Genomic DNA, 25,539 nt, shown 5'->3' on the forward strand with positions numbered 1-25,539 from the left:
ATCGGGGAGGGTGATTTGACCAGAGACACGACATCAGTCGGCGGCGCAATCGCATCCGCCCTCGAACGGGCCGAGGAGCTGCGTAGCCTCAGCGACCGCCCGGCGCGGTTGCGGATCATGACGATCTCTGGCGCTGATTGCTCGGGTCTCACGATTAACGCCCGGATAGCGGCGCGGTCCCCAGCGGAGCATCGGGCTCAGGAAGGCCTCGGGACACGGTGTATCCCATGGGACGAGCTCGACGTGCGCGCCGGGGAGATCATTGGCCTGGTGGATGAGGTGGTGGGCGAAGTGACGCTTGCCGTGCGAAACACCCCGCCTGTGCCGCGGCCGAGCCGCTCCGAGGATGATCTTGAGCTTGCCGTGTTCGACGATCTGATCGGCGAGATCGGACAGACGATCACCCAGTCTGTCTTTCCGTGCTGGAGAAGCATCCGGCTAAGCAGGTCTCACGCGAGCTGGGCAGCGAAGCTGCGATGATAGCCGCACTGAAATTCGCGGCACTCGCGGCCTATACCGGCCACGTGGAATTGAATGATGCCCAGGACGAGCTCCGAATGGCGATGGGCGAGGTGATGAACAAGGTGCGCGCTTCACCTGAGTTGGCGCGTCGACCAAGCCTGAATTCGTAAGCGGAGAGGGGCGCGGCGTCAGAGACCGGCGGCCTTGGTGAGATTGACCCGGAAGCGGTCGCGACGCCGCTGATAGCGCCGGGTCTGCTCCGCGCTGGCGTGGCCGAGCTGTTTCTGGACATAACGCTCGTCGACTTCGGCCGAGGAGGCGAGGCCGGCGCGCAGCGAATGTCCGGCGAATTTCTCGACCCCCCCGTGGGTCGGTCAAAATCCCCCGGGTATGGTCACTTGAAACTCCCCCACCTGATGATCGCCGTCAGCGCCGCTGAACAGCAGTAGCCGGTCAGGCAGGACGTTTATGTTCGACCCCTTTAGCCAGCAAGGGGCCGGGGAGTTGAACGTCTTGAAGCGACATCTGCAAAGCACCGTACTTACATTACTTGATCGCAACACCAGCCAGCGCGAGATTCACCGGCTGACGGGTGTCGATCGCAAGACGATCCGGCGTTATCAGGCGCTGCGGGCCGGTGCGGAGGCAAATTCCCCCGGGGAAGTGACCACCGGCTCGGTGAGCGCGGACGGCCAAATTCCTCCACCCCGACCACCGGCTTTTGGGACATCGGAAGCGACGGTCACCAGCAGCCTGGCCCGTTCGGCTTGCGAAGCGCATCGGACGTGGATCGAAGAACAGGTCCGGCTGAAGCGGAACGCGCAGGCGATTTACCAGGACCTGGTTGATCAATTTGGCTTTCCGTCCAGCTACCAGAGTGTCAAGCGGTTTGTGCGCCGGTTGCGGCACGCTGATCCTGAGCAGTTTGATCGTCTTGAGTTCCTCCCCGGCGAGGAAGCTCAGGTCGACTATGGCGAGGGCGCGCCGACGGTTGATCCGAAGAGCGGGCGGTACCGTCGTCCCCGCCTGTTCGTGATGACGCTACGCTACTCGCGGCGCAGCTTCCGGCGGGTAGTCTGGAAGTCCAGCCAACAAGTCTGGGCGCAGCTCCACGAAGAGGCGTTCCGGTATTTTGGCGGGGTCCCCAGCTATGTCGTGCTCGACAACCTGAAGGAAGGCGTCCTCAAGCCGGATTTGTACGAGCCCCAGCTCAACCCGATTTACAGCGCGATGCTGGCTCATTACGCCGTGGTCGCCGATCCCGCGCGCGTGGCCGATCCAAATCGGAAAGGATGCGTCGAGAATGCGATTCAACATACCCAGGGCACTGCGCTGGCCGGACGGCGCTTCGAGACGCTGGAGGCGCAAAACGAGTTCTTGAGGCACTGGGAGGAGAACTGGGCTTCCAAACGCATCCACGGCAGCACGCGCCGTCAGGTCGAGGCGATGTTCCAGGAAGAGAAGCCGCACCTGCGGCCGCTGCCTGTCGCTCCCTTCCGCATCTTCACCGAAGTCGTCCGGACTGTCTGCGACGACACCACCGTACGCGTCGACAACAGCTATTACGCCGCGCGGCCCGCGCCGATCGGCAGCCAGGTCGTCGTGCGCATCTACACCACCACGATCGAGATCCGTGATCGCCACACCCGTGCGCTGCTGCGTGTTCATTCCCGGATGGCGCACCCCGGTTCTGTCGTCCTGCCGACCAGCGAACGGCCGTTCAACCCGTCGCGGCAAACCGCCGTGCTGCTGGCGAGCGCCGAGCGCATCGGACCGCAGACCAGGGCCTTGTGCCAGCAGGTGTTCGACACCGAAGGGCGCCCCGGACAGCGCGCGATGTGGGGCATTGTCGGGCTGGGCCGGAAGTATCCGGCGCGGCTGGTCGAGCAGGCCTGCGCGCACGCCATCGACAACCGCATCTACCGCTACAAGCACGTGCGTGCGACCGTCGAGCGGTTGTTCGAACAGGCGATCGAGCAGGTTGGAGTGACGCCACAGCCGGCATCGCCGCTCACCCAGGATCATCCGCTGATCCGTACCCCCGCGGAATACGGCGACCTCTTCAGCCGCGCTGTGCGGCGCGACGCCGACGACAATGGTCGGCAGGCCGAGGCTCACGACGATCACGCCACGGCAATCCGCGCTCGTGTCGCCTGCGCAACCCCGGCCAACTCCGGCGCCACGAGCGCTCCCGCTGCACCTTCTCACCTTAAACTGGAGACCTAGCCACATGATGACCATGCCGGAAATTGAGCGTTGCCTACGACAGCTGCGCCTGTCGGGTGTCCGCGACACGCTGCAGACGCGCGTGCTCCAGGCGCAGGGCGCCAACCAGCCCTTCCTCGAGACCTTCTCCCTTATCCTGCAGGATGAACTGGACCGTCGTCAGTCCCGTCTTATCGAGCGGCGATACCAGCAATCCGGGCTCGACGAAAAGCTGACGCTCGCCGAGTTCGACTGGTCCTTCAATCCCAAACTGCCACGTCAGACCTGCTTCCAGCTCCACACCCTGGCGTTCATTGCCGCTGGCGAGAACGCTCTGCTTGTTGGCAAACCTGGCACCGGGAAGTCGCACATCGCCAAGGCGATTGCCTATCAGGCGATCCTGCAAAGCCACAAGGTCCAGTATCTTGAGACCGACGACTTCTTCCACCGCTACGCCCTGAACTCTCCGGCACAACGCGAGGTCCGGCTGCGAACCATCATCGACTGCGATCTCCTCGTGCTGGACGATCTATTCCTCGCACGCGCCATCCCCGACGACGCCGGCACTTTGCTGCAGACCCTGATCCATCAGCGTTACAAACTGCGCCGCAGCGTCATCGTCACCTCCAATCGCGTCGTGCAGGATTGGGGGGCATACCTTGGGGACAACACTATGAGCACGACGATCCTCGATCGCCTTATGCATCATTGCCATCTGCTTGAGTTCGACGGACGCAGCTATCGGCTCAAAGAAGCCGCTGAAGCTCTTGCCCGGGAAACAAACTCAAACTAACAGTCCCTTGTCCTGCCTCGCGGGTGGAGGAATTTGACTGACCACACCCGGAGGAATTTGAAGTGACCCGCGGGGACCCGTTCGCCTTCGGTCAGATCTGCTCGCACCCCGGCGGCTAGCGCGGCGCGTTTGACCAGCCGGGCGACCTGTTGATCGTTCAGGCGATCCGGACCGACGTCTTTGCCCTGGCCGGTCACCCGGCGGAAAATCGGTCCATGGCCGATCCGCGCGAGCTTCAGCCAGATCTGCAAGGCAACGAGTGGGCAGGTCGCGTCGGACGAGCCCCGGCCGATCTCGATCTCGCGCCAGCCGGTTTTGCCGCGCAGGGTGACGATCATGCCCTTGTCGAGGAGCTCGACCCAGCCTTGGCCGTCCTCGGTGTCATCGCGATGGACGTCGAGCCCGACGATCTCGGAGCGGCGCAGGCCACCCGCAAAGCCGAGCAGCAGCATCGCGCGGTCTCGGAGGCCGCGCAGGGTGCTGCGATTGAGCGTCTCGAGCATGGCGATGACATCCTCCGGCAGCACCGCTTCCTTCTGCCGGGGCGGGGCGCCATGGGTGTTGCGGATGCCGGCGAGGACGGTCGCGATATGCCGATCGGTGCGATCGAGAGGCATTCCGCGCTGCGCATAGTTCCAGGTCAGGGCCGAGAGCCGGCGCTCGATCGTCGCGACCGAATTCGCCTGGCGATCGGCCGTTGCGGCGCCTGAGGCGCAGGCGGTGATGTAAAGCCCGACCGTCTGCGGGGAGGGCGGAAGCACCTCGAGGCCCTGGCGCCGGCACCATCCGGAAAAGTGCTTCCAGTCGGAGGTGTAGGCCCGGCGCGTGTTGGCCGAGCTCGCCGCCTCGACATAGTCGCGGGCACGATCGGCGAGCCGTTCCAGGTGAGCGGGCAGGGTAGGGGAGGGGGCTTCGCCCGTCTCTTGCACGGCCTCCGACGTGACGGGAAGGCTTTCGCTGCCAGGAGAGATAATGTTCATGGTCAGGCCGCCTTGATGTCGGTCTGCGAGAAATCGCTGCCCTTGAACAGCAGAGGTTCTCCGGTGAGGGCGGCGAGAGCGTAAGAAAAGCAATCGCCAAAGTTCAGTTTGGCGGGATGCCGGCCTTTCCCATACCGCCGCCACGCCCGCCGTGCCTGATCCGCATGCCCGGCCGTGACCGGAACAATCTCGACACCAACCTTGTGTAGCCAGAGATCAAGCTCGGCGCCGCCGCCGTCGCCCAACTTTGACTCGATCCCTATTCCGGTTTCCAACACCGTCGCCGCCGAAATCAACCGGACAGGATCGGCCGCAATGCGATGCTCGAATTCGCTGGCTTCCGGTTCATTCAAAAAAATCGCCAGAATGGCGGATGAGTCGATCACCATCAGACCGGCAAGCCGTTTTCGTCGTACCCGAGGATGTCATCCATGCTGCGTGGATCGAGGACCGGGAGGGCAGCGAGGCGGCGCCGAATGGCTTCCATATCCTCAATCAGCGCGGCCTTGGTCGCGTCGGCCCCGATCCGTCGCAACCTATCCTCGATCGCCCGTCGGGTCGCGACGGTGATGGTTTCCCCTGTCCGCTCGGCTAGCGTGCGCGCGAGTTTTTCGGTTTCGGGATCCTTGATGCTCAGCGCCATCTTGGCGTTCCTTGGTTCCTGTTTGTCAATATTCTACCTATATAGGACGGCGATGCGATTGCCCAGCACCTTTGGACAGGCTTCGCCACATCCGGTTGCTGGACTGCGGCTCATGTCGACGCCTCCCAGGGATTGATCACCGTTGCGCCCGTATCGTCGAAATCCCCCACATTGCGGGTGACGAGGATGAGGTCGTGGACGATCGCGGTTGCGGCGATCAGCCCGTCGATATCGCCACACGGCCGGATCGCGGCGATGCGACCCCACTCGACGGAGATCTGGTCGGTCACCGCCAGGATGCGGTTGGCGTGGCCGTGGCGCAACTTGCGCAACCATTCGGCAAGGTGGCCGGCCACCTTCGGGTCCGACTTCTGCTTCAGCGCGATGCCGCGCATGATCTCGCCGAGGGTGAGGGTGCTCAGGTAGACGCTGGCCGGATCCACCGAGCGCAGCCAGCCGGTTGCCTGCGGAGAGCCGCGCCGCGCCTCGGAAACAACATTGGTATCAACGAGATACATCAGAAGGCCACGTCACGGCTGGGGGTCTTGGCGCGCCGCGTGACCGCCTCGGCCAGGTCGTCATCCCAGCTTGGCCCGGCCAGCAAGTCGTCGACCAGGGTCGGCCGGCCGGACCGTAATGCATCGTAATCGGCGGCCGACAGCACCACCGCGGCGCGCATCCCGCGCAGGGTGACGACCTGCGGGCCTTCCAGGCGGGCCTTCTGCACCACCTTGGAAAACTGGTTCTTGGCGTCCTGCAGCGGCCATTCCATTTTGTGCGTTCCTAGCTAGACAGGCTAGCTGTGTTCTAAATGGCGTCCTCGTCGCGGTCAAGGATGGGCCGCCTCGGGTGCCGACGCCTCGACCGCGGAAAGATTCACGTCGGCCGCCGGCTCTCAGGCGGCGCGGGGGCTTCCGAAGCGCGATTTGCCGGGATCTCGGCGTTGAAAAACGGGCGTGCCCTCTATAATGAAGAAAACGACCGATAATGCAACATTATCGGTCGTTGTTATCCGCCGACAGGCACGGCGGTTTTATCGAAATAAATGGTCACAAGCGCCGTCATTTGTTACCCTTAGCCATGCTCTCTCGCGCGCGAATCATCCCCGAGCCCCCGCCGACCGTCCCGCCTGTGCCTAGCTGGGCGCGGCAGGGCTCGTCCGCCCAACCGGTTGACGATGCGATGTTTTTTGCCGGCGGCGCGCTTGCTGCGGTCCACCCGATCGCCCGCAGCGAGCATCCCCTCGGTCAGCTCTGGCGCCAACGCCTGGCGCTCGCCAACGCCGCCGTCCTCGCTCGCCAGGGTGGCCGCACCGAGGACGAAGCGGCGTTGCGTGACGCCTGGTATCTGCGCCGCGAGACCGACGACCCGGGGCCGGGCGGATGCATCCTCAAGGCCTGGCGGTATCTCGGCGAGCAGGCCGCCATGGCGCCGACGGACTGGATGCTTACCTTGTCCTCGCTGTTCGAGCTGCGCTTCAATGAAGCGCTTGAGGACGTCGTCACCGCCGCGGCGAAATTGGCGGCAGGACAGAGAAGCGCCGTCGCGGCCGCTGCCGAGATCGCGGCGATAAGCCTGCGCGTCGTCCCCGACAGCGAACCGCTCGCCTTGTGGCTCGCAGACATTGTGCTCGCCCATCGCTTGAAATGGCCGATGGCGGTGCCGCTGCTCGCCGGCCAGCTGCGCCGCGCCGAGCTGCGCGCGGCCGGCAAGGCCGGCGGCCCCGACGAGACCTGGGCGAGGACTTGCGCGCTGGCCTATGCGCGCGCCGCTGCTGCTGCCGTCGATCTCTACGCCGACCTCGTGCGGCGCGCCCATCGGCTACTTGCCTCCGCGCCGAAGTTGCGGGCCAAGGATGCCGACATGATGGTGGCGATCCTGCTGATGGAGGACGCCCAGGCGGCCGGCGCCGGCAGGACCGCGAGTGACCGCAGCACACGGCGGCTATTCGAGCGGCTGGTCTCGCTCGGCGCGGTGCGCGAGCTGACCGGCCGCCCCACCTTCCGACTGTATGGGCTCTGACATTTTGGGAGGGTGATTTGGGGCGGCGCGCGCGGCCAAAAGAGGATCTCGACATCGAGCTGGCCGAGCTGCCGCCGGAGCTGCGCTGGCGCGAATGGATGGGCCGCGTCGAGGCGGTGATCTTCGCCTCGCCCGCGCCGGTGACGCGCGAGGTTCTGGCGCGCGTCGTCGGCCGCGACTGCAGCATTGACCTTCTGATCGACGACATCCGTGATGAGCTGCGCGGCCGGCCCTACGAGCTCGTTGCCGTCGCTGGCGGCTGGCAGCACCGCACCCGGAAAAACTTCGCCGAAACGATCCGGGCTGCGATCGGCGCTCCCGGCGACGGCAAGGCGTTGTCGCAGACCGAAGCGCTGATCCTTGCTTGCATCGCCTACTACCAGCCGATCAATCGCACCGAATTGTCATCCTTCTTCGGCAAAGAGGTCAGCCGCGATACCATCGCCCGTCTGCGCGGACTGGAGTTCATCGCTGCCGGGCCGCGTAGCCCCCAGCCCGGCGCGCCCTACACCTATGTGACGACGAAGGCGTTCCTGTCGCACTTCGGCCTGGAGACGCTGCGCGATCTTCCGGACATGGAGATGCTCGAGGAGGCTGGCCTGCTCAGCAAGGACAAAATGCTGGCGGGGGAGTTTCCTGTGCTGGCGTCGGACGAGGCCGACCAACTCGAGGCGGACCGAGACGAAGACGATCATGTGACTTGAATCGCTGCCGAGGAGTTTTCGACAATGCATTGACCGACGAGCAGTCGCCTCGTTTTCTGTGATCTCCTTGCGCTTCATGCGCAGCAACTACGCGAGCCGGCGCTGCTTACATGCATTGACGAGATATTTTCCCGGTGGGTTTGCCCTTGGGGCCGCGCGCGGGGGCGCCTGACTGGCTCACTCGCTTTCTCGTCAGCAGCGAAAGAGGCTGGTCCTTGAGCAGCTAAAGCGGCCGTAAGCAGTCGTAGCAGCGCCGGCCAGCGCATTGCGCTGCTGGCCGGACTCTGCCCGTCGGAGGGGGCGTCATCGTAATTGATTCTCATTGCAACAGCTTGTTGTTCGGATAAGCCTTCGGAAAGCTGACGAAACCCTCGGGGACTCGGTAATGCGCAGGGCGTCGTCTGACGTCCCGCGCCTTTGTCGCCCAAAGCAGAACTCAGCGCTCTAAAAGATTGCAATTGGCGTTGCCGACGATCACTGTCCGCTCGATTTGCTCCGGACAATCCTGCAACCACGCAAAGACATCTTCGAGCCTATAAGGCGTTACGACTTCACGAGCACCCGGCTTGATGTCTGGACCTTCTATCAAATAGAAGCGCCCTTCCGCCGTCCTGACCATGCGGTCCCGTATTTCACCCTCGACCCCCGTGGTCGGGTCGAAATTCGACAATACGCGCGTTGCAAAGTTGAACGCTCCGTCAAGTTGACGACGCGCTGTCCGCTTCGGCTTCGCTCGACGTCGCTTGGTTGCGCACTTAAGCTTGCGGCCCGACACCTGTCTCTTGAACATCTGTACTCCTTTGCGATGCTCCGCCGCGGATTCCGCGAGCGTGCTCTTCGCTCGCCGCCATCGCAATATGGCCAATTGAAAGAGCCCGTGCTGATCAGTCGATACGTTTCTAGCCAGCGGCTGTGACATTTGTAAGATTACAAACGCTCGCGAGTTTGGCGCGGCCCGTTGGAATGATGCTTCAGCTAGCCTGCACACTCCGACCGCCACCACTTCGCACCGATTGACCGAATGTGCGCGTGAGAGCCTTGGCGACGACGTTGCCGGACGACACCGCCAAGGTCAACGGATAGCCCCTTAGATGGCTCGTACCAGCATGTGGGCCATGTCGGCCAAACTTGGGCAGGGTAGCCCCCGTCAGCCGCGCGTGCCCATCCTTGGCGGCTCATCGACCGAACGAATGATTGAGCTGCGCTTGCCTCAGACTGTGCAAGTGAACCGCGGCTGGAGACCGGATAGCCGCATCTCGTCCGGCCATCTCGCCGCGTCCATCTGGACGTTGTGCGAGCACCGGTAGTCGTTGCAAACGTCGGTCAAGCCGTCTCCAGCCGCTGCTTAATCTGCTCGGCTTGTTCCTTCGTCAGCTTCTCAGCCAAGCTGTAATCCTTCAGTTGGGCCGCCCCCTTGCGATCCCGATCATAAACCATCCAGTCGACGCTTCCTTGTTCCTTCGTCAGCTTCTCAGCCAAGCTGTAATCCTTCAGTTGGGCCGCCCCCTTGCGATCCCGATCATAAACCATCCAGTCGACGCTTCCTCTTCGTACGAGGAACCTAGCCTGTATCGGTGCCATGTAATTCACCGTAAACTCCGTCACCAATATGAACGACCGCAATAATATTCGCGAAGAATATCTAGCACCCGGTCTGCGATGCTTCTGTGAACTTACGCACACACACACACACACCGGAGCCCAGATATAGATACTTCGACCAACGCCAATCAGCCGAAAGCCCCTCGAAGATCCCGCCTGAGGTCGTGACTTACTCTAACTCAAATCTTGGCCGCAACTCACTGCAAATACGTTCGAGCCGAGAATGTAACTCACAGAGATCCTCCGGCGCCGCTACCACAGTTGTGCGAAACCCGAGCTGCCTGTCCTCGCTGACCTGAAAGAAGTTGGTCAGTCCAAACCGTTCTAGGATCAATTCATGAAGCTGGTCTTTGGTGATCTTTTGCTTTTGTAACGCCATTGAAAAAGCCGATGCTAAGATTGTCTCCTTTTGCTTCTTCCGCAGCGCAACTGCAAGGCGCTCGTTGCGGCACCCGTAATTGCCCGGGGGGCGATTGTGAATCGACGCTGAACATTGACCCCGCACGCGCGAAGTCAATCAAGCACTTGGACGCCGATCGGCGTCCGGACCCCACGCAGATTCACACTGGTGGCGCTATGGGAGGCCTCGGATCGGATCTGCGGCAAGCGGCTCAGGGTAATGATTCCGACGTTGCTGCCTTCGCTGGAGCGGCATGGCCGGCTCAAGCTCGGACCAGGCCGATCGAGCACTGGTGCTCGGCGTCAGCGCAGCCACGATTGATCGGCTGCTGGTCGAGACCAAGGTTGCCGCGGCCGGCGGTAACCGCAAAGCGAAATCACGACTGGCTGGTCTCCTTTACAGTTCGATTCTTACACCGCTCGGCGGCTACCGACACATATCGCCGGACGCCCATTGATCGGCCATGCAGTCGCGCTATGCATGTCAACCCGGTGGGCTCCGAAGGGGGTTGACCGCCGTGGTGGCTTGCCAACGACGATCCAACTGAGCAAATTGGGTTCGGGGAAGAGAGCTGTCCGCAAATGGTGCTCTCAGCGACGGAACAGATGATGCGACGATCCGCATGAAACCGCAGCCGGAACCATCAAGTCGGGAAGTTCTTGCTGGCCTTGTTGAGCGCGTCACATACCACAACGACGGGAATGGCTACTGCGTTTTGCGGATCAAGGCGCGCGGCCACCGCGAACTGGTCACTGTAGTCGGGCACGCCGCGGTGATCTCCGCTGGCGAGTGGATTACCGCATCGGGCGAATGGGTCAATGACCGCACCCATGGCCAACAGTACAGGGCGAAGTTCTTAAAGACCTCGGAACCGACATCACTCGATGGCATCGAGAAATACCTCGGCTCCGGAATGATCCGCGGCATCGGGCCAGTCTATGCCAAGAAGCTGGTGCGCGCCTTCGGCGAGAAGGTGTTCGATACCATCGAGGCGGAGCCCGAACGCCTGCGCGAGGTAACGGGCATCGGCCCGGTTCGGGCCAACCGGATCACGGCCGCCTGGGCTGAACAGAAGATCGTTCGCGAAATCATGGTCTTCCTGCACAGCAATGGCGTCGGCACAGCCCGGGCGGTGCGCATCTATAAGACCTATGGTGCGGACGCCGTACAGGTCATGACCGAGAACCCCTACCGCCTCGCGCGTGACATTCGCGGCATCGGCTTCAAGACTGCCGACGCAATCGCGATGAAACTCGGCATCGAAAAGACCGCAATGATCCGGGTTCGGGCCGGGATCTCCTATGGGCTGACCGAGGCGATGGACGAAGGGCACTGCGGTTTGCCGACGGATGAACTGGTGCCGCTTGCCGAGAAGCTGCTTGAGGTCCCGGTGGAACTGGTGCGCATTGCGCTTGATCTCGAACGGACAGCAGGCACAGTCATCGCGGACAGCGTAGGCGAAACGTCATGCGTATTTCTGGCGGGCCTGCATCGGGCGGAGCGTTCGATTGCCGAGCGACTGATCCGGCTTGCGAATGGCACACTGCCCTGGCCATGGATCAATCCCGACAAGGCACTGCCTTGGGTCGAGCAACGGATCGGGCTTACCCTTGCCGAAAGCCAGGTCGCTGCGATCCGGCTCGCATTGATGTCCAAAGCGTTGGTCATGACCGGCGGTCCTGGTGTCGGCAAGACCACCATCGTCAAAGGTATTCTCCGCATTCTCGCAGCAAAGGGCGTGAGGCTCCTGCTATGCGCGCCGACCGGCCGCGCCGCCAAGCGCATGACCGAGGCGACCGGTTTTGAGGCTAGGACGATCCACCGGCTGCTGGAGGTTGACCCCAAGGGCGGCGGCTTCAAGCGCGGCGAAGACAATCCGCTCGACTGCGACCTGCTTGTTGTCGACGAAGCCTCAATGGTAGACGTCATGCTGATGCAGTCACTCATCAAGGCCGTGCCAGACAAGTCTGCCCTTTTGATCGTCGGCGACATCGACCAGCTTCCTTCGGTTGGGCCAGGCCAAGTGCTGGCCGACGTCATCTCATCCGGTGCTGTGCCGGTGGTGCGTCTCACCGAGGTGTTCCGGCAGGCCGCGCAAAGCCGCATCATCATCAGCGCACATCGCATCAATCAGGGGGCCATCCCCGATCTCAGCCTGCCCGGCACGGATAGCGATTTCTACTTCGTGCAAGCGGGCGATCCAGAAACCGCCGTACAGCGTATCATCGAGTTGGTGAAGACACGGATCCCCAATCGCTTCGGCCTCGACCCAATTCGGGACATTCAGGTTCTGTGTCCAATGAACCGGGGCGGCGTCGGTGCGCGCTCGCTAAACATTGAACTGCAGGCGGCTCTGAACCCCGCCGGCGAGCGCAAGGTCGAACGCTTCGGTTGGACGTTCGCGTCCGGCGACAAAGTGATGCAGATCGAAAACGATTACGACAAGGAGGTCTATAACGGTGACATCGGTTATATCGACGATGTCAGTTCCGAAGACAGCGAACTCACCGCAAGCTTCGACGGCCGCTCGGTCATTTATGAGTTTGGCGAGCTCGACACGCTGGTGCCGGCTTACGCAGCAACTATCCATAAGAGCCAGGGTTCGGAATACCCTGCCGTAGTGATCCCGGTGATGACGCAGCACTACACCATGCTGCAACGAAACCTGCTCTATACCGGCGTCACCCGGGGCAAGAAGCTGGTCGTGCTGGTCGGTCAGAAGAAAGCCGTTGCCATCGCGGTTCGCAACGTTTCGGGGCGGCGAAGGTGGTCGAAATTGAACGAGTGGCTGGCGTCAAGAATAGCATCGATGCCGACAAGATGAGGGCCGACTATGAATGCGGGCAAAGCGCATAAGATTTGGATCGAACAGTGCGAAGCGGCTCAAACGATCAAGGCGCGATTCGGGCTCACGGCGGCCTTCGACTACCTTGTCGGTGAGAAGTTGATGAGTTTTACCAGTACTGCCTCCAGACATCCCGACTTCGCGCGGGAACTGCCGCGGTTTGTTTCCGAGGTGAGACGCATGTTCGCGCCGGATGAGATCGGCGCACAGTTGGCGCAAATCGAGCGTTCGCAAAACGAAAGGAATGTCGATGTTTTGGAGGAGGATGATCTTCTGCCGGAGAGTCCGGCCGCAGTCGCGGAGTGCGTTCAGCAGTTCATGCGGGTCAAGGAGTTGCTGACCGCGCCCATGCTCGGTACTTCGTGACAGAATGGCGAATTACATCTCGATGTGGCGCGCGGCTCACCCCCAAAATCGCGGACATTTCCGGTGGGATCATAAGGTCTCACCGTCATGATGACGCTGGAACCCGTTCTTACCCCGCATGGTTTGCTGACACTGCGACAAACGGCGCAAGCTCCTGCGTTGGAGCTCAATCAGGGCTTGCGGCTGGAGAAAGCATTTTTACGTGGCTCAGGGCACGGATTGTTGTGGCTCGGCGCCGACGAAGTCGCGACGGTTCTCCCACCGGTGTTGTCGTATTGGCGAGCGCTTGGAATGCGCTACATGACTGCGCTGTGCGCGCTTCCTAGTGTTGGAGACGGCCGTACCAAGCCGCCTGTGCCGATCCCCGCCGATGGCGAGTTGGACACGATGGCAGCGGCTGTTCCGCCGATGACCGGCGCGGAATACCTGACGACGTCTGTCCTGGCCAATCTTTGGCAAGGTATGGATGCGGCCTTTGATGCCGAGTTGGTGCAAGCCAAGCTCTCCCTGCAGGAGTTCCTCAAGAGCCGTCATCCGGCTTGGAATTTGGTTGGGCGCGTTCATTTCAACCTCGCGGAGAACCGGAAGGACGATGAAGCCCCGTTCGCGTTTCTTGCGACCTACACCACCCGACTCTCTGCTGAGGCCAAGGCCCAGCATCTGCCGCTTGGTAAAGCCTTGCAGGAGTATTCCGGTGCGAGGAACCGCCAACGCCTGCTCTCGCTGCTGATGCCCGTCCAGCGCGCCGCCGAGAGGAGCCCTTGGTTGAAGACGTTGGTCAATGCCGGCGATATCTTTCACCCGCTGCGCTGGAGCCCACAACAGGCGCTGCAATTCCTGAAGGATGTTCCCGCAATCGAAAGCGCCGGGGTGGTCGTGCGAATGCCGGCGAGTTGGCGCATGAACCACCCCGCACGCCCGCAAGTGAAAGCAACGGTCGGGGGCAATGCGCCATTACAGCTGGGGATGGACGCGCTGCTCGACTTCCGAATGGAGGTGACGCTCGAGGGCGAAAGCCTCTCGAAGGCCGAGATCAAGCGACTCCTGGCGCATTCCGATGGATTGACCTTAATCCGTGGCAAGTGGGTCGAGGTCGATCATGAACGACTGCATCGCACACTCGAGCAATTTGAGGCCATCGAGCGCCGTGCCGCCGCCGAGGGTCTTTCGTTCGGTGAGGCGATGCGTCTGCTGGCTGGGGCTGGCATTGCCGGAGATAAAACTGCCGCACCAGCCGACATCGATTGGAGCCAGACCGTTGCCGGCCCCTGGCTGGCGGAGACGCTGGCGACCTTGCGCCATCCCGATTGGCTCATGCGGGTCGACCCCGGTCAATATTTTCAGGGTACGCTGCGACCCTATCAGCAGTCGGGTGTGCAATGGCTCTATCTGCTAACGCAGCTCAAGCTTGGGGCTTGCCTTGCCGACGATATGGGGCTCGGCAAAACCATCCAGGTGTTGTCGCATGCTGCTCAGGGTACGCTGCGATCAGCAGCAATGAGGCAGCTCAAGCTTGGGGCTTGCCTTGCCGACGATATGGGGCTCGGCAAAACCATCCAGGTGTTGTCGCTGCTGCTGGTGATCAAGAATGAGGACATGGCACGGAAACCGTGCCTGCTCGTAGCCCCCGCCTCGTTGTTAGCCAATTGGGCCGCCGAGATTTCCCGATTTGCGCCAAGCTTGAAAACAGTCGTGGTCCATCCATCGGCTGCGCCGTCCGAGAAACTGAACACTTACAGTGCGGACAGATGCGCAGATGTCGATCTCGTAATCACGAGCTACGGCTTTCTGACGCGTACGCCTTGGCTAGAAACTACATCATGGCGGTTTGTGGTGCTCGATGAAGCACAGGCCATCAAGAACCCGGGCGCTAAGCAGACAAAATCGGTCAAGAGGCTCAAGGCAGAAATGCGCATTGCGCTGACCGGCACGCCCATCGAGAATCGGCTCGGCGACCTATGGTCGATCTTCGACTTCATCAATCCTGGCCTGTTGGGATCGTCGAAGGAGTTTTCGGCATTCGTCAAACGCCTCGCCGACCGGCCACATAACCCTTACGGTCCGCTCCGCGAACTGGTGCGCCCCTATGTCCTGCGACGGCTGAAGACCGACAAGAGCATCATTGCCGACCTGCCCGACAAGACCGAGGTGAAAACCTTCTGCCCCTTGAGCCGCAAGCAGGCGGCGCTTTATCAGCAAGCAGTGGCGGAACTGGCCGGCCATCTCGAAGATGTCGATGGAATAAAGCGGAGAGGCATCGTCCTAGCTTTTCTCATGCGTTTGAAGCAGATCTGCAACCATCCATCACAGTGGCTCGGCGACGGTGCGTGGAATGAGGAGGATAGCGGTAAGCTTGTGCGTCTGCGCGACATCGCGGAAGTGGTTGCCGCCCGGCAGGAGAAGGCACTTATCTTCACCCAGTTCAAGGAGACAACGGCGCCACTAGTGGCGTTCCTGGGCTCCGTATTCGGAAGGCCCGGCCTCGTCCTGCATGGTGAGACAGAGGTTAAGAAGCGCAAGGGCCTGGTGCGCCAATTTCAGGAAGACGAAGACGTCCCGTTCTTTGTGCTCTCGGTCAAAGCAGGCGGCACCGGGCTCAATCTCACAGCGGCCTCGCATGTCATTCATTTCGACAGGTGGTGGAATCCGGCTGTCGAAAACCAAGCCACCGACCGTGCCTTCCGGATCGGACAGACCAAGAACGTGCTTGTGCACAAGTTCGTTTGTCGCGGCACCGTGGAGGAAAAGATCGACCATATGATTGAGTCGAAGAAACAATTGGCTGGGGATTTTCTTAGCGGCGGAGCTGACATCCTGTTGACTGAGATGAAAGATGAGGAGTTGCTTAGACTCGTGACTCTCGATTTGGGCGCGGCGATGAAGGAAGGGGATGAATGAGCTACTACGGGTGGCATGCTTACGTGCCAGTAGCTGAGAAGCGGCGACAGGCAGAACGCAAGTTGGCCAAGCTCAAGAAGCAGGGACGATCGGTTGCGCCCGTGAGGATCGAGGGCCGCACAATTACCAAGAGCTTCTGGGGCAGATCTTGGTGCGTCAACCTTGAACGCTACAGCGACTATGAGAACCGCTTGCCGCGCGGCCGGACCTATGTTCGAAACGGCTCCGTTATCGACCTGCAAATTGCCAAGGGCGAGATCTCGGCAATGGTCGCCGGGTCTGAGCTCTACCAAATCAAGATTGTCATTGCACCGGTTACGCGGGCACGCTGGAAATCCATCTGTCGGGACTGCGCCGGGACCGTCGATTCGCTAGTTGAGCTCCTGCAGGGCCGCTTGGCGAAGGGCGTGATGGACCGGGTCTGTCGAGAGGGTGACGGCCTGTTTCCGTCGCCGACGGAAATCAAGCTGTCCTGCAGCTGTCCGGACTGGGCGGACATGTGCAAGCACGTTGCGGCAGCACTGTATGGTGTCGGCGCCCGGCTAGATGAAAAGCCTCAGCTTCTTTTTGTGCTGCGTGATGTGGATGAAACTGAAATGCTCGCCAGCGCTGGACAGGATTCTCCGCTAACAACGGCGCCAGGCGCGGCGAAGGTGCTTGATGAAGGCGATGTCGCCGCTCTATTCGGGCTGGAGATGGCCGAAACTCTCGATACCCCAAATCCTGCCTTCACAGTCTCAAAGAGACCCCAACAGTCCAAGTCGCAAAAAGGCAAGATATCTGCCAGAAAGACCAAACGAGCAGCGAAGACAGATGTCGCCTTACATCGTGCGACTCGGGCCTGTTCGGGAACGAAAAAGACAACCCGAGCAAGTGCCAGGAAACGGCGCACTCGGGGATGTCCCGATCGCTGTTGAACTATGTCGGGCCGAGGTTGCCAGAATGAATGTTGCACTAAACCGCTCCGCGGTAGGGAGCGCATGGCTGCGGCCTGAAGGGGGAAGCGCCACAGAGTGCGCGGCAGCGGCATTAACGATCCTTCGCTGCGCGTCGCGCCGTCCGACCCGTGGCCTCGCTGAACAGGTGGCGGGGGATGCTGATTATCGCAAAACGTCGCCGTTCTTCCGGGTGCGCTTCAAAATCTGCCTCCACAAAAATCTCGACGGTCTCCTCACTGGCATGAACTTCGACGCGTACCGGCGCGTCGTCAAAATCCACTTCGTATAGGCGACCATTCTTTCCTCGGATGATCGCGTGCGCCATTTCTATGCTACCTCCGGCCCGGCTTCTTGAGCTTCTTCACTCGGTGCTTCTGATAATCGAGAACGGCCGCTGCAAGTGGCATCGAGCGCGGCACGCTCACAGGTGTGAGGGAGACGACAAGCGCTCTGCCTGTTTCTTCCGAGCGAGACAAATGGCAGATGATGCCGCCCTCGTCACCGGCGTATGACAAATCCCAGACGACGTGGTGCATCCGATCAGCATCGGCAATGACCTTGCCCCTCAGGCTTAATCCAGTTTGAAGTTCGCTCTGGCCCAAGACTGACGTGCTCCCCGCAGATTAGGCCAATCGGAGCTGGAATTTTCCACTTATGATCCCCTTGGGGACGAGGAGAGTTCCATGAAGGCATCGAAGTTCACCGAGGCACAGATCGCTTTCGTTTTGCGTCAGGCAGAGGAAAGGACGCCAGTCGCCGAGGTTTGCCGGAAGGCGGGCTGTGAATCGAGGCCGAACATTGACCCCGCACGCGCGAAGTCAATCACGCGCTTGGGACGCCGATCGGCGTCCGGACCCCACGCCGATTCACACGTCGAGCCTTGCAACCGCTTTACGAGAGCGCGCGGTTTCGTCGCGCCCTGAGTAGAAAATGACTGTTGCAACCGTCTAGGTTGTGTGCAACCATAGGGTTGGGCCTCAGAAACCCAAGCAAGATAGCATCAGTGGCCATCAATGGGCCAGCGTATAACGGCCCCGTTCGGTGGGACGGTGCTCCCATGTCGAAGGGGCACCCCAAAAGCACATTGGCCGTTCAGGATTACGGTTTCTGAACCCCGCCCGCACCGACAATTCAAGGGCCGGTCAATGAATCAGGCACAGCAGCAGAAGCCCTCTCCTGAACACAAAGTTTCCGTCACCAAGGATAAGGACGCGGGCGCATGCGGATTGCAGCGCGATTTGCAGGATCGGTTGCAGCCGGCGCACGACGAGCCGGTGAGCGAGCCCGTCAGCGATAGTGCTCCCCATCCCGAAGCACCTGCAGGCTCGGGCCGGTGGGTTCGCCGCCTGCTCAAGGTCGGCATTGGCCTTGCGATCGTGGCCGTCTTCGGATGGTTGCCGCTGAAGGCCGTGCTGCAGACTTCGAGCGTCGAGGCCGTGGTCAATGCCAGGATCGTGACGTTGCGCTCGCCGATCGACGGCACCGTGAGCGCGAGGCCGCCGCAAGGCTCGACGCAACTCAGCGTGGTCCATGAGGGCGACGCGATCCTTCATGTCGTCAACGCGCGTGGCGATCGCGTGCGGCTCGACGATCTTCGGCGGCAGATGTCCCGGATGGAAAATGAGCGCCCGAGTTTCGCCGCCAAGCTTGCGGCCGCCGAGACGGCGCAACAGGACCTTGCGCGCCAGGCGGCCCAGTTCCGCGACGGTCGCCTCCTCCAGCTCCAGGCGCGCATTGCCGAAATCCAGTCGGCGATCGAGGCCGCGGCCGCGCGGCGGGAGGAGGCAGTGGCCGCCGTCGAGCGGGCCTCGTCACTGATCAAATCGGGCAGCGTCTCGACGGTCGAAATGGCCCGCCTGACGCGCGAGCAGGCGATCGCCCAGCAGACCGAGATCGGCGCCCGCCGCCGGCTCGACGCCGCCAAGGTTGAGCTCACCGCTGTCGGGAGCGGCACTTATCTCGGCGACAGCTACAATGATCGGCCGAGCTCCGCGCAACGCGAAGAGGAGATGCGCCAGCGCGCCAGCGATCTGCGCGCCGATCTGGCGCATGCCGACGCCGAGATCGACTGGCTCACGCACGAGATTGCAGTCGAACAGTTCCACTACGTCAACCGGGCGGAAGCCGACATTAAGGCGCCGGTCGCCGGACGCATCTGGGAGATGATGACGTCGCCCGGCGAGGATGTCCGGGCCGGTCAGCCCTTGCTCAAGCTGCTCGATTGCAGCGGCGCCGTGGTCACCGCCAATGTCACCGAAGGAGTCTACAACCGCCTCCGGCTCGGCGAGCAAGCGATCTTCGAGCCGAATGACGGCAGCGCGACGATCCAGGGTGAGATCGTCAATCTCACCGGCGCATCGGGCGCGCCCGCGAACCTTGCGATCAATCCGGATGCGCTGAACAAGGAGCCCTACCGGGTGACGGTCTCGATGCCGGCGCTCAACAGCACGGGCAAGGAATGCGCGGTCGGCCGCACCGGACGGGTGGTGTTCAACACGGATGCGGCAAAGCCATGATGGCGGCATTCGCGCCCGGCCTGGTTGCCTTCGGCGCCTGCCTTGCGATCCTGCCGCTGCTCCGGCGCGAGCACACGCTGGCCCGCATCATGATGACCGGCATGTCGTTCGTCCTGCTGCTGCACTACTTCGTCTGGCGGGTGACCCAGACCTTGCCGCCTCTGGGACTCACCGCCGACGCGGTGGTCGGCTATCCCTTCGTGGCGGCCGAGGCGGCTTCGATGATCGCGGTGTGCCTGTCGTTGCTGTTCCTCTCCAGGACCATCGACCGCTCGCCCGAGGTCAACGCGATCCTTCGCCGATCCAGGGCCCCGACGGATGCGCCGCTCGTCGACGTCTTCATCTGCACCTACAATGAGGAGAAGGCGATCCTGGAGCGCACCATCATCGGCGCGACGGGACTCAACTATCCCAACTATCGCGTCTGGGTGCTCGACGACGGGCGACGGCTTTGGTTGCGCCGGCTCGCCCAGGAGCTCGGCTGCAATTACCTGACCCGTCCGGACAACCGGCACGCCAAGGCCGGCAACATCAATCATGGGCTCCACCACGTCTCCGCTCTGCCGGACCGGCCGGAGTTCATCTCGATCCTCGATGCGGATTTTGTCCCGATGCCGGACTTCCTGACCCGGGCGATCAGCCTGATGCAGGACGGCACCGTCGGCGTCGTGCAGACGCCGCAGCACTTCATCAATCCGGATCCGATCCAGACCAATCTCGCCGCGACCGACGTCTGGCCCGACGAGCAGCGCTTCTTCTTCGATATCCTGATGCCGGCCAAGGATGCCTGGGGCACCGCGTTCTGCTGCGGCACCTCATCGCTGATCCGTTTCTCCGGCCTGATGCAGATCGGCGGCTTCCCCACCGATTCGGTGACGGAAGACTATCTCGTCACGCTGCGGCTGAAGGAGAGGGGTCTGCGCACGGTCTATCTGAACGAGCGCCTGACCATCGGCCTCGCGCCGGAGGGATTGAAAGAATACATCACCCAGCGCGGGCGCTGGTGCCTCGGCTTCATGCAGATCTTCAGGGGCCGCAGCGGGCCGTTCTCGCGGCAATCCAGGCTCGCCTTCATGGACCGGCTGTCGCTGGTCGATGCCTTCATGAGCTGGGCGGCGGTCTACGGCACCAAGGTTTTCGGCCTGGTTGTGCCCTGGCTCTTTCTGCTGTTCGGCATCAAGGCGGTCCATGCTGACCTGTTCGAGCTGCTGACGTACTTCCTGCCGTTCTATGTCTGGTACGCCTTCACGATGGCCTGGATATCGCGTGGCCGCTCGCTTGCGATCATGACCGACGTCTCGCAATACATCGCGGCGCCGGCGGTCCTGAAGGCGGTCGTGACCGGCCTCGTCAAGCCGCAGGGCCACAAATTCAAGGTGACCGCCAAGGGCGGCGACCGCAACCTCCGCTTCATCGAGTGGCCGCTGCTGCGGCTCTATGGCGGTGCCTTGCTGATCACGCTGGTGGGGATCGCCTACGCCTTCATCCTGCACCCGCGCGGCGACAGCATCGCCTATGGCGGGCTGGCGCTGGCCTGGAGCCTGTACAATTGCGTTGTGCTCGCGATCGTGTGCTTCATCTGCATCGAGCAGCCGCGGCGCCGCAAGGCCGAGCGTTTCGAGCGCGACGAGCCGATCCTGGTTCACGAAGGCGCCGAACCGCGGCTGGTGCGGATGGCCGACATCTCGATTTCGGGCGCGCGCTTCATCGATCCGGCCCCGCCCGCAATCGGCGCCTCGATCAAGTGCAATGTCTACGGCCAGAGCGTGAGCGCGACCGTTGTCCGCCGCTCCCGCGACGGCTTCGGCGTCCGTTTCGAGGACGCGGTTGCGACGCGGATCAATGTCGTCCGCGCATTCTATGCCGGTGAATATGTCCGCGCCTTCCGCAGCGTGCGCGCGGCGCCGGTCGGCAAGGCGTTGCTGATGCGACTGTTCGGCTAGAGCGGGCGGAGCGTCATGCTGCCGGCTTCGCCGCCTGGTCCTCGCTCGACAACAGATGCAGTAGCGCGCTCTTGATCGCGGCCTGCCGGGTCGGCGCGGTGATCTGGGCGCCGAGCAGGTCGGTGACATAGAACACGTCGCGGGCGCGCTCGCCGAAGGTCGCGACGTGCGCCGAGGCGATGTTGAGGTTGAGCTTCGAGATCGCGGTCGTCAGCTGGTAGAGCAGGCCGGGGCGGTCGAGGCCGGAGACCTCGATCACGGTGTAGCGGTCGGACCACTGGTTGTTGACGGTCACTTCGGGCTCGACGACGAACGGCCGCGCCTTGCTGCGCACCGCGCGCTTGGCCACCGCCTCGGGCAGCCTGAGCTTGCCTTCCAGCACCTGCTCGATCATCTCGCCGATCCGCGTCGCGCGGCGGCCTTCGTCATCGTCACGGTCGTATTCGCGCGAGATCGAGATGGTGTCGAGCGCGCGGCCGTCGGTCGTGGTGTAGATCTGCGCGTCGACGATGTTGGCGCCGGCCGAGGCGCAGGCGCCGGCGATGATCGACAGCAGCCAGGGATGGTCGGTCGCCAGGATCGTGAGCTCGGTGACGGCGCGGATAGGACAGCGTATCGATTGCGGATCGTGCGTTCGTGGCGATGGCCTCATGGTCGCCACGCCTCATAGCTTCGCAGGCGACGGTTATTCCGAAGCACTCGGTCGCGGGAACGGGGACCACGGACTTTCAGGGACATTTCCTCAAGGGCCACGTCGGAACTTCTGTGGTCGACGGCTCGTTGTGGCCGCGCGGAGCCTCCCGCTTGCGCCCTTCAGTGGGCCTCGGCCGACCTCCAGCCACAGGCGGGAAAGGTCAACAGTCCCATCACGACTCTTGATCCATCGTATTTCTGCGCTATATCCGGGTTTCCCCTTACCCAATTGTGATCCGGTGAATGCATGACGACGTCAGATACGGCTGTGCATACGCAGCCCTTTCAAGCCGAGGTGTCCGAGCTGTTGCACCTGATGGTGCACTCCGTCTATTCGGAGACCGACATCTTCCTGCGCGAGCTTCTTTCGAACGCGTCGGATGCCTGCGACAGGCTCCGCTATGAGGCTATCGCGATCCCTTCATTACTTGGCAAGGGCGAGGCGCTGAAGGTCCGTATCATTCCGAATAAGCCGGCGAATACGCTGACGATCGCCGACAACGGCATCGGCATGGAGCGGCAGGAGCTGGTCGACCATCTCGGTACCATCGCCCGCTCCGGCACCAAGGCGTTCGTGTCGAAGCTGAAGGAGGCCAAGGACGGCCTCGGCCTGATCGGCCAGTTCGGTGTTGGCTTCTATTCTGCCTTCATGGTCGCCGAGAAGATCGTCGTGATCAGCCGCCGCGCCGGCGAGAGTGACGTCTGGACCTGGACGTCCTCCGGCGGCTCCGGATTCGAGATCGCCCGCGCCAGCGACGAGGACGCAGCGCGCGTGGCGCGCGGCACCGAGATCGTCCTGCACCTGAAGGACGACGCGAAGAAGTATCTCGAGACCTACGAGATCGAGCGCATCGTCGGTGCCTATTCCGACAGCATCCTGTTTCCCATCGAGCTTGTGCCCGGTGAGGGCGAGCCGCGCCAGATCAATTCGGCAAGCGCGCTGTGGCAGCGCTCGAAATCCGAGCTGACGGCAGACGACTACAAAAAGGCCTATCAGCAGATCGCTTCCGCCTTCGGCGATCCCGCGATCACGCTGCACTACCGCGCCGAGGGCCGCCACTCCTACGCCGTGCTGCTGTTCGCACCGTCGACGATAATCGCAAGGGCCGCGTCAAACTCTACGTCCGCCGCGTCTTCATCACCGATGATGCCGATCTGCTGCCGGGTTACCTCCGCTTCATCCGGGGCGTCGTCGACAGCGAGGATCTCCCGCTCAACATCTCCCGCGAGATGCTCCAGAACAATCCGCAGTTCGCGCAGATCCGCAAAGCCGTGGCGACCCGCGTCGTGTCCGAGCTCGAAAGCCTCGCCGAGAAGGACCCGGAGAATTTTGCCAAGATCTGGGATGCTTTTGGCGCGGTGCTGAAAGAAGGCATCTACGAGGATTTCGAGCGTCGCGAAAAGCTGCTGGCGCTGTCGCGCTTCACTACCACGTCAGGCGAGAAGCGCTCGCTCAAGCAGATTATCGCCGATTTCAAGCCGAACCAGACCGAGATCTATTATCTCGTCGGTGACAGCATCGAGCGACTGAAATCCAATCCGCGGCTGGAGGCCGCCACCGCGCGCGGCATCGAGGTGCTGTTGCTGTCCGATCCCGTCGACGCGTTCTGGACCTCGATGCCATCGGAGTTCGAGGGCAAGCCGCTGAAGTCCTTGAGCCAGGGCGACCTCAATCTCGACCTGATCCCGCGCGTCGACGAAACGGACGAGGCGAAGGAGGACGAGCCGGCCGCCGATGAAGCGGCCACCATCGCCTTGATCAAGGCCGCGCTCGGCGAGCGCGTCAGTGACGTCAAGGCTTCCACGCGCCTCACCAGCTCCGCCTCCTGCCTCGTCGCAGGCACTGACGGCCCGAGTCGCGAACTGGAGCGCATTCTGTCGCAGCAGAACCGCGGCATGCGCACCAAGCCGATCCTCGAGATCAACCTGCGCCATCCGGTGGTGGCGGCGATTATCAGGGCAGAGGCCGGCTCCAAGGCCGTCGACGACCTCAGCCTGCTTCTGCTCGAACAGGCGCAGATCCTGGACGGCGAACTGCCGGAGCACGCGACGGCCTTTGCAGCAAGGCTGAACCGGCTGGTGCTGCAGGGGCTCGGTAGGTAGCCCAGACACGTGCCTCCGGGTGGATAGATGCAAGACCGCCGCCGCCAATTCGACGAATCTTCTCGCAACACACGGCCGGACCATACATAAGGTCACATCCTCAGAAAGACGCTCGAACTTCACAAGACGGCCGCCGCCGGAGGAATACGGTAAATGTCAGACAGTGCGGCATTCAGATAACGTCGTTGGGCAATTGACCGCAGGTCTCGGCTGCGCTCAGGCAAGTTGCCCGTTTTGACAGCATCTTAGGAAGCTCAACGCTTATAGCAGTAAGTTGAGCCGCTGTCCGGCATGGCCGAAGACCGTTTCGGGTCGATGTCCGGCACCGGCCGCGGCAGGTAGTACACGCTGCCGCGGCTGATGTTCAAAGCCTCCGCCTGCCTGGTGATCGACAGCTCGTGCTCACGGTCGATCATCGCTTTGCGCTCAGCAATCCCGCCTTGGTGAGCGCTCCTTCTAAAAAACTATGCGCGGCGCTGCGCTCCCCCTGTGGGATAGAAACGGACCGGCGCTAGATTGCCGACCGGGAGGGAGCGGCCGATACGATTTTGGTGGCACGCGACCCCGTTAAAAAACCTGGTCCATGGGTTGTCGCGCACTTGAGAGTGGTGACGCCATCCGGCGATCCCGTTTAGGAATCTGACGAATAGCGCAGCCCAGCCCTTCCGCCGCCGTCAGCAGGAGGATTAGAGATGAACCCCAAAAGATCGAAGTCGAAGAACGGAGGTAAGATGCAGATGGTGCACCCGGACGCGGCTGCCATCGACGTCGGAGCGACTATGCACATGGCAGCCGTGAGGGCAGATCGCGCACCGGAGCCAGTCCGCAGCTTCGGTACCTTCACGGCTGATCTGCATCGGCTAGTCGACTGGTTTACTGAATGCGGCGTCGAGACTGTCGTCATGGAATCGACCAGCGTCTACTGGATTCCGATCTTAGAGCTGGCCCCGGTTGTTTGGACAGCGCCCCGCTGGATTTAAGTGGATTCCTGCCGGGTTATGCTGAACGCGGGGCTTTACGGTTTTGTCGTTGCGTCGGGAGGGCGTAGCCCGACCAGAGCGACGACAAAACCGTCGGCGACGGTCATGCGGCCATCACCATAGCTTGCGTGCCGAAGTAAGCCTCGTCGGGCGTGCGCCCGTCAAGGCTCGAGTGAGGGCGTCCCTGATTGTAGAAGGCCAGATACTTGGCAATTGACGCTAGCGCCTCGGACACGCTGTCGTAGGCGCGGAGATAAACTTCTTCGTATTTGACCGTGCGCCAGAGCCGCTCGACAAACACGTTGTCGCGCCAGGCGCCCTTGCCGTCCATGCTGATGGCGATCTTCGCGTCCAGCAGCACATCGGTGAACTCGAGGCTGGTGAACTGGCTGCCCTGATCCGTGTTGAAAATCTCGGGCCTGCCGTGCTTCGCCAACGCCTCCCGG

Annotated in this window: 23 protein-coding genes and 6 pseudogenes; 16 read left to right on the forward strand and 13 right to left on the reverse strand. The window is 62.2% G+C overall.

The window, feature by feature from the left end:
- Window positions 1–15: 15 nt before the first annotated feature.
- Window positions 16–480, forward strand: coding sequence for a hypothetical protein (locus ABIF91_RS44925; RefSeq protein ID WP_284282882.1), 465 nt, complete (start codon window positions 16–18; stop codon window positions 478–480).
- Window positions 477–632, forward strand: coding sequence for a hypothetical protein (locus ABIF91_RS44930; RefSeq protein ID WP_284282881.1), 156 nt, complete (start codon window positions 477–479; stop codon window positions 630–632). Before ABIF91_RS44925 ends, ABIF91_RS44930 begins: the two co-directional genes overlap by 4 nt.
- 18 nt (window positions 633–650) lie before the next feature.
- On the opposite strand, the pseudogene ABIF91_RS44935 reads toward ABIF91_RS44930, so the two are convergent.
- Window positions 651–818: pseudogene (locus ABIF91_RS44935) on the reverse strand (integrase); the annotation flags it as partial.
- A gap of 112 nt (window positions 819–930) precedes the next feature.
- On the opposite strand from ABIF91_RS44935, the gene istA reads away from it, so the two are divergent.
- Window positions 931–2,688 carry an IS21-like element IS1631 family transposase gene (gene istA / locus ABIF91_RS44940; protein WP_100214066.1) on the forward strand — a complete coding sequence of 586 codons (1,758 nt, stop codon included), beginning with the start codon at window positions 931–933 and terminating at the stop codon, window positions 2,686–2,688.
- Window positions 2,689–2,692: 4 nt separating this feature from the next.
- Window positions 2,693–3,460 (forward strand): IS21-like element IS1631 family helper ATPase IstB, encoded by a 768-nt coding sequence (gene istB, locus ABIF91_RS44945; RefSeq protein ID WP_038952109.1) that lies wholly within the window; start codon window positions 2,693–2,695, stop codon window positions 3,458–3,460.
- Here istB and ABIF91_RS44950 read toward each other — a convergent pair.
- The 5 genes from ABIF91_RS44950 to ABIF91_RS44970 form a co-directional block, all read right to left on the reverse strand.
- Window positions 3,457–4,440 carry an integrase gene (locus ABIF91_RS44950; RefSeq protein WP_424579907.1) on the reverse strand — a complete coding sequence of 328 codons (984 nt, stop codon included), beginning with the start codon at window positions 4,438–4,440 and terminating at the stop codon, window positions 3,457–3,459. The genes istB and ABIF91_RS44950 overlap by 4 nt on opposite strands.
- A gap of 2 nt (window positions 4,441–4,442) precedes the next feature.
- Entirely contained in the window at window positions 4,443–4,829 is a 387-nt protein-coding gene (locus ABIF91_RS44955; protein WP_035696746.1) for a type II toxin-antitoxin system VapC family toxin, read from the reverse strand.
- Window positions 4,829–5,083 carry a type II toxin-antitoxin system VapB family antitoxin gene (locus tag ABIF91_RS44960; RefSeq protein WP_028153009.1) on the reverse strand — a complete coding sequence of 85 codons (255 nt, stop codon included), beginning with the start codon at window positions 5,081–5,083 and terminating at the stop codon, window positions 4,829–4,831. The genes ABIF91_RS44955 and ABIF91_RS44960 overlap by 1 nt, the downstream gene beginning before the upstream one ends.
- A 110-nt stretch (window positions 5,084–5,193) precedes the next feature.
- Window positions 5,194–5,601: a type II toxin-antitoxin system VapC family toxin gene (locus ABIF91_RS44965; RefSeq protein ID WP_424579908.1), complete on the reverse strand. Its 408-nt coding sequence runs from the start codon at window positions 5,599–5,601 to the stop codon at window positions 5,194–5,196.
- Window positions 5,601–5,855: a type II toxin-antitoxin system Phd/YefM family antitoxin gene (locus ABIF91_RS44970; RefSeq protein WP_038381008.1), complete on the reverse strand. Its 255-nt coding sequence runs from the start codon at window positions 5,853–5,855 to the stop codon at window positions 5,601–5,603. Before ABIF91_RS44970 ends, ABIF91_RS44965 begins: the two co-directional genes overlap by 1 nt.
- A 308-nt stretch (window positions 5,856–6,163) precedes the next feature.
- Here ABIF91_RS44970 and ABIF91_RS44975 point away from each other — a divergent pair, with 308 nt between their 5' ends.
- Together ABIF91_RS44975 and scpB are read left to right on the forward strand one after the other, a co-directional pair.
- Window positions 6,164–7,105, forward strand: a complete 942-nt coding sequence (locus tag ABIF91_RS44975) for a DUF1403 family protein (protein WP_028182290.1) — start codon at window positions 6,164–6,166, stop codon at window positions 7,103–7,105.
- Window positions 7,106–7,122: 17 nt separating this feature from the next.
- A complete protein-coding gene (scpB, locus tag ABIF91_RS44980; protein WP_028182291.1) occupies window positions 7,123–7,809 on the forward strand; it encodes an SMC-Scp complex subunit ScpB in 687 nt (228 codons plus the stop codon).
- A gap of 436 nt (window positions 7,810–8,245) precedes the next feature.
- Here the strand turns inward: scpB and ABIF91_RS44985 are convergent, their stop codons facing one another.
- Together ABIF91_RS44985 and ABIF91_RS44990 are read right to left on the reverse strand one after the other, a co-directional pair.
- On the reverse strand, window positions 8,246–8,599 hold the full coding sequence (locus ABIF91_RS44985) for a hypothetical protein (RefSeq protein WP_028182292.1): 354 nt from the start codon (window positions 8,597–8,599) through the stop codon (window positions 8,246–8,248).
- 533 nt (window positions 8,600–9,132) lie between these two features.
- Window positions 9,133–9,339, reverse strand: a complete 207-nt coding sequence (locus ABIF91_RS44990; RefSeq protein WP_424579909.1) for a hypothetical protein — start codon at window positions 9,337–9,339, stop codon at window positions 9,133–9,135.
- Window positions 9,340–10,064: 725 nt separating this feature from the next.
- Here ABIF91_RS44990 and ABIF91_RS44995 point away from each other — a divergent pair.
- The 5 genes from ABIF91_RS44995 (at window position 10,065) to ABIF91_RS45015 (ending at window position 16,837) form a co-directional block, all read left to right on the forward strand.
- Window positions 10,065–10,268, forward strand: a complete 204-nt coding sequence (locus ABIF91_RS44995; protein ID WP_035697190.1) for a hypothetical protein — start codon at window positions 10,065–10,067, stop codon at window positions 10,266–10,268.
- Between the two features lie 165 nt (window positions 10,269–10,433).
- On the forward strand, window positions 10,434–12,635 hold the full coding sequence (locus tag ABIF91_RS45000) for an SF1B family DNA helicase RecD2 (protein ID WP_035697191.1): 2,202 nt from the start codon (window positions 10,434–10,436) through the stop codon (window positions 12,633–12,635).
- Between the two features lie 9 nt (window positions 12,636–12,644).
- Entirely contained in the window at window positions 12,645–13,022 is a 378-nt protein-coding gene (locus tag ABIF91_RS45005) for a hypothetical protein (protein WP_018273921.1), read from the forward strand.
- Between the two features lie 87 nt (window positions 13,023–13,109).
- On the forward strand, window positions 13,110–15,920 hold the full coding sequence (locus tag ABIF91_RS45010; protein WP_424579910.1) for a DEAD/DEAH box helicase: 2,811 nt from the start codon (window positions 13,110–13,112) through the stop codon (window positions 15,918–15,920).
- Window positions 15,917–16,837: an SWIM zinc finger family protein gene (locus ABIF91_RS45015; RefSeq protein WP_284279817.1), complete on the forward strand. Its 921-nt coding sequence runs from the start codon at window positions 15,917–15,919 to the stop codon at window positions 16,835–16,837. Before ABIF91_RS45010 ends, ABIF91_RS45015 begins: the two co-directional genes overlap by 4 nt.
- Window positions 16,838–16,949: 112 nt before the next feature.
- Here ABIF91_RS45015 and ABIF91_RS45020 read toward each other — a convergent pair whose 3' ends face one another.
- Both ABIF91_RS45020 and ABIF91_RS45025 read right to left on the reverse strand, forming a co-directional pair.
- Window positions 16,950–17,183: a hypothetical protein gene (locus ABIF91_RS45020; protein WP_284279815.1), complete on the reverse strand. Its 234-nt coding sequence runs from the start codon at window positions 17,181–17,183 to the stop codon at window positions 16,950–16,952.
- 7 nt (window positions 17,184–17,190) lie between these two features.
- Window positions 17,191–17,460: a hypothetical protein gene (locus tag ABIF91_RS45025; protein WP_018273925.1), complete on the reverse strand. Its 270-nt coding sequence runs from the start codon at window positions 17,458–17,460 to the stop codon at window positions 17,191–17,193.
- 81 nt (window positions 17,461–17,541) lie between these two features.
- Between ABIF91_RS45025 and ABIF91_RS45030 the strand changes: the two are divergent.
- The 3 genes and pseudogenes from ABIF91_RS45030 to ABIF91_RS45040 all read left to right on the forward strand — a co-directional run.
- Window positions 17,542–17,637 (forward strand): annotated as a pseudogene (locus ABIF91_RS45030) (transposase); the annotation flags it as partial.
- A 366-nt stretch (window positions 17,638–18,003) separates the two neighbouring features.
- A complete protein-coding gene (locus tag ABIF91_RS45035; RefSeq protein ID WP_060913168.1) occupies window positions 18,004–19,374 on the forward strand; it encodes an HlyD family secretion protein in 1,371 nt (456 codons plus the stop codon).
- Window positions 19,371–21,317: a glycosyltransferase gene (locus ABIF91_RS45040; RefSeq protein WP_028182192.1), complete on the forward strand. Its 1,947-nt coding sequence runs from the start codon at window positions 19,371–19,373 to the stop codon at window positions 21,315–21,317. The genes ABIF91_RS45035 and ABIF91_RS45040 overlap by 4 nt, the downstream gene beginning before the upstream one ends.
- 13 nt (window positions 21,318–21,330) lie before the next feature.
- Here ABIF91_RS45040 and ABIF91_RS45045 read toward each other — a convergent pair.
- A pseudogene (locus tag ABIF91_RS45045) lies at window positions 21,331–21,921 on the reverse strand (ACT domain-containing protein); the annotation flags it as partial.
- Window positions 21,922–22,257: 336 nt separating this feature from the next.
- On the opposite strand from ABIF91_RS45045, the pseudogene htpG reads away from it, so the two are divergent.
- A pseudogene (gene htpG, locus ABIF91_RS45050) lies at window positions 22,258–24,113 on the forward strand (molecular chaperone HtpG).
- A 311-nt stretch (window positions 24,114–24,424) separates the two neighbouring features.
- On the opposite strand, the pseudogene ABIF91_RS45055 reads toward htpG, so the two are convergent.
- Window positions 24,425–24,577: pseudogene (locus tag ABIF91_RS45055) on the reverse strand (IS3 family transposase); the annotation flags it as partial.
- Between the two features lie 228 nt (window positions 24,578–24,805).
- Between ABIF91_RS45055 and ABIF91_RS45060 the strand changes: the two are divergent.
- Window positions 24,806–25,057 (forward strand): annotated as a pseudogene (locus ABIF91_RS45060) (IS110 family transposase); the annotation flags it as partial.
- Window positions 25,058–25,196: 139 nt separating this feature from the next.
- On the opposite strand, the gene ABIF91_RS45065 reads toward ABIF91_RS45060, so the two are convergent.
- A partial coding sequence (locus ABIF91_RS45065) for a transposase (RefSeq protein WP_424579911.1) occupies window positions 25,197–25,539 on the reverse strand: 343 nt, incomplete at its 5' end.

This window comes from Bradyrhizobium sp. USDA 241, assembly GCF_049739505.1.
GTDB lineage: Bacteria > Pseudomonadota > Alphaproteobacteria > Rhizobiales > Xanthobacteraceae > Bradyrhizobium > Bradyrhizobium liaoningense.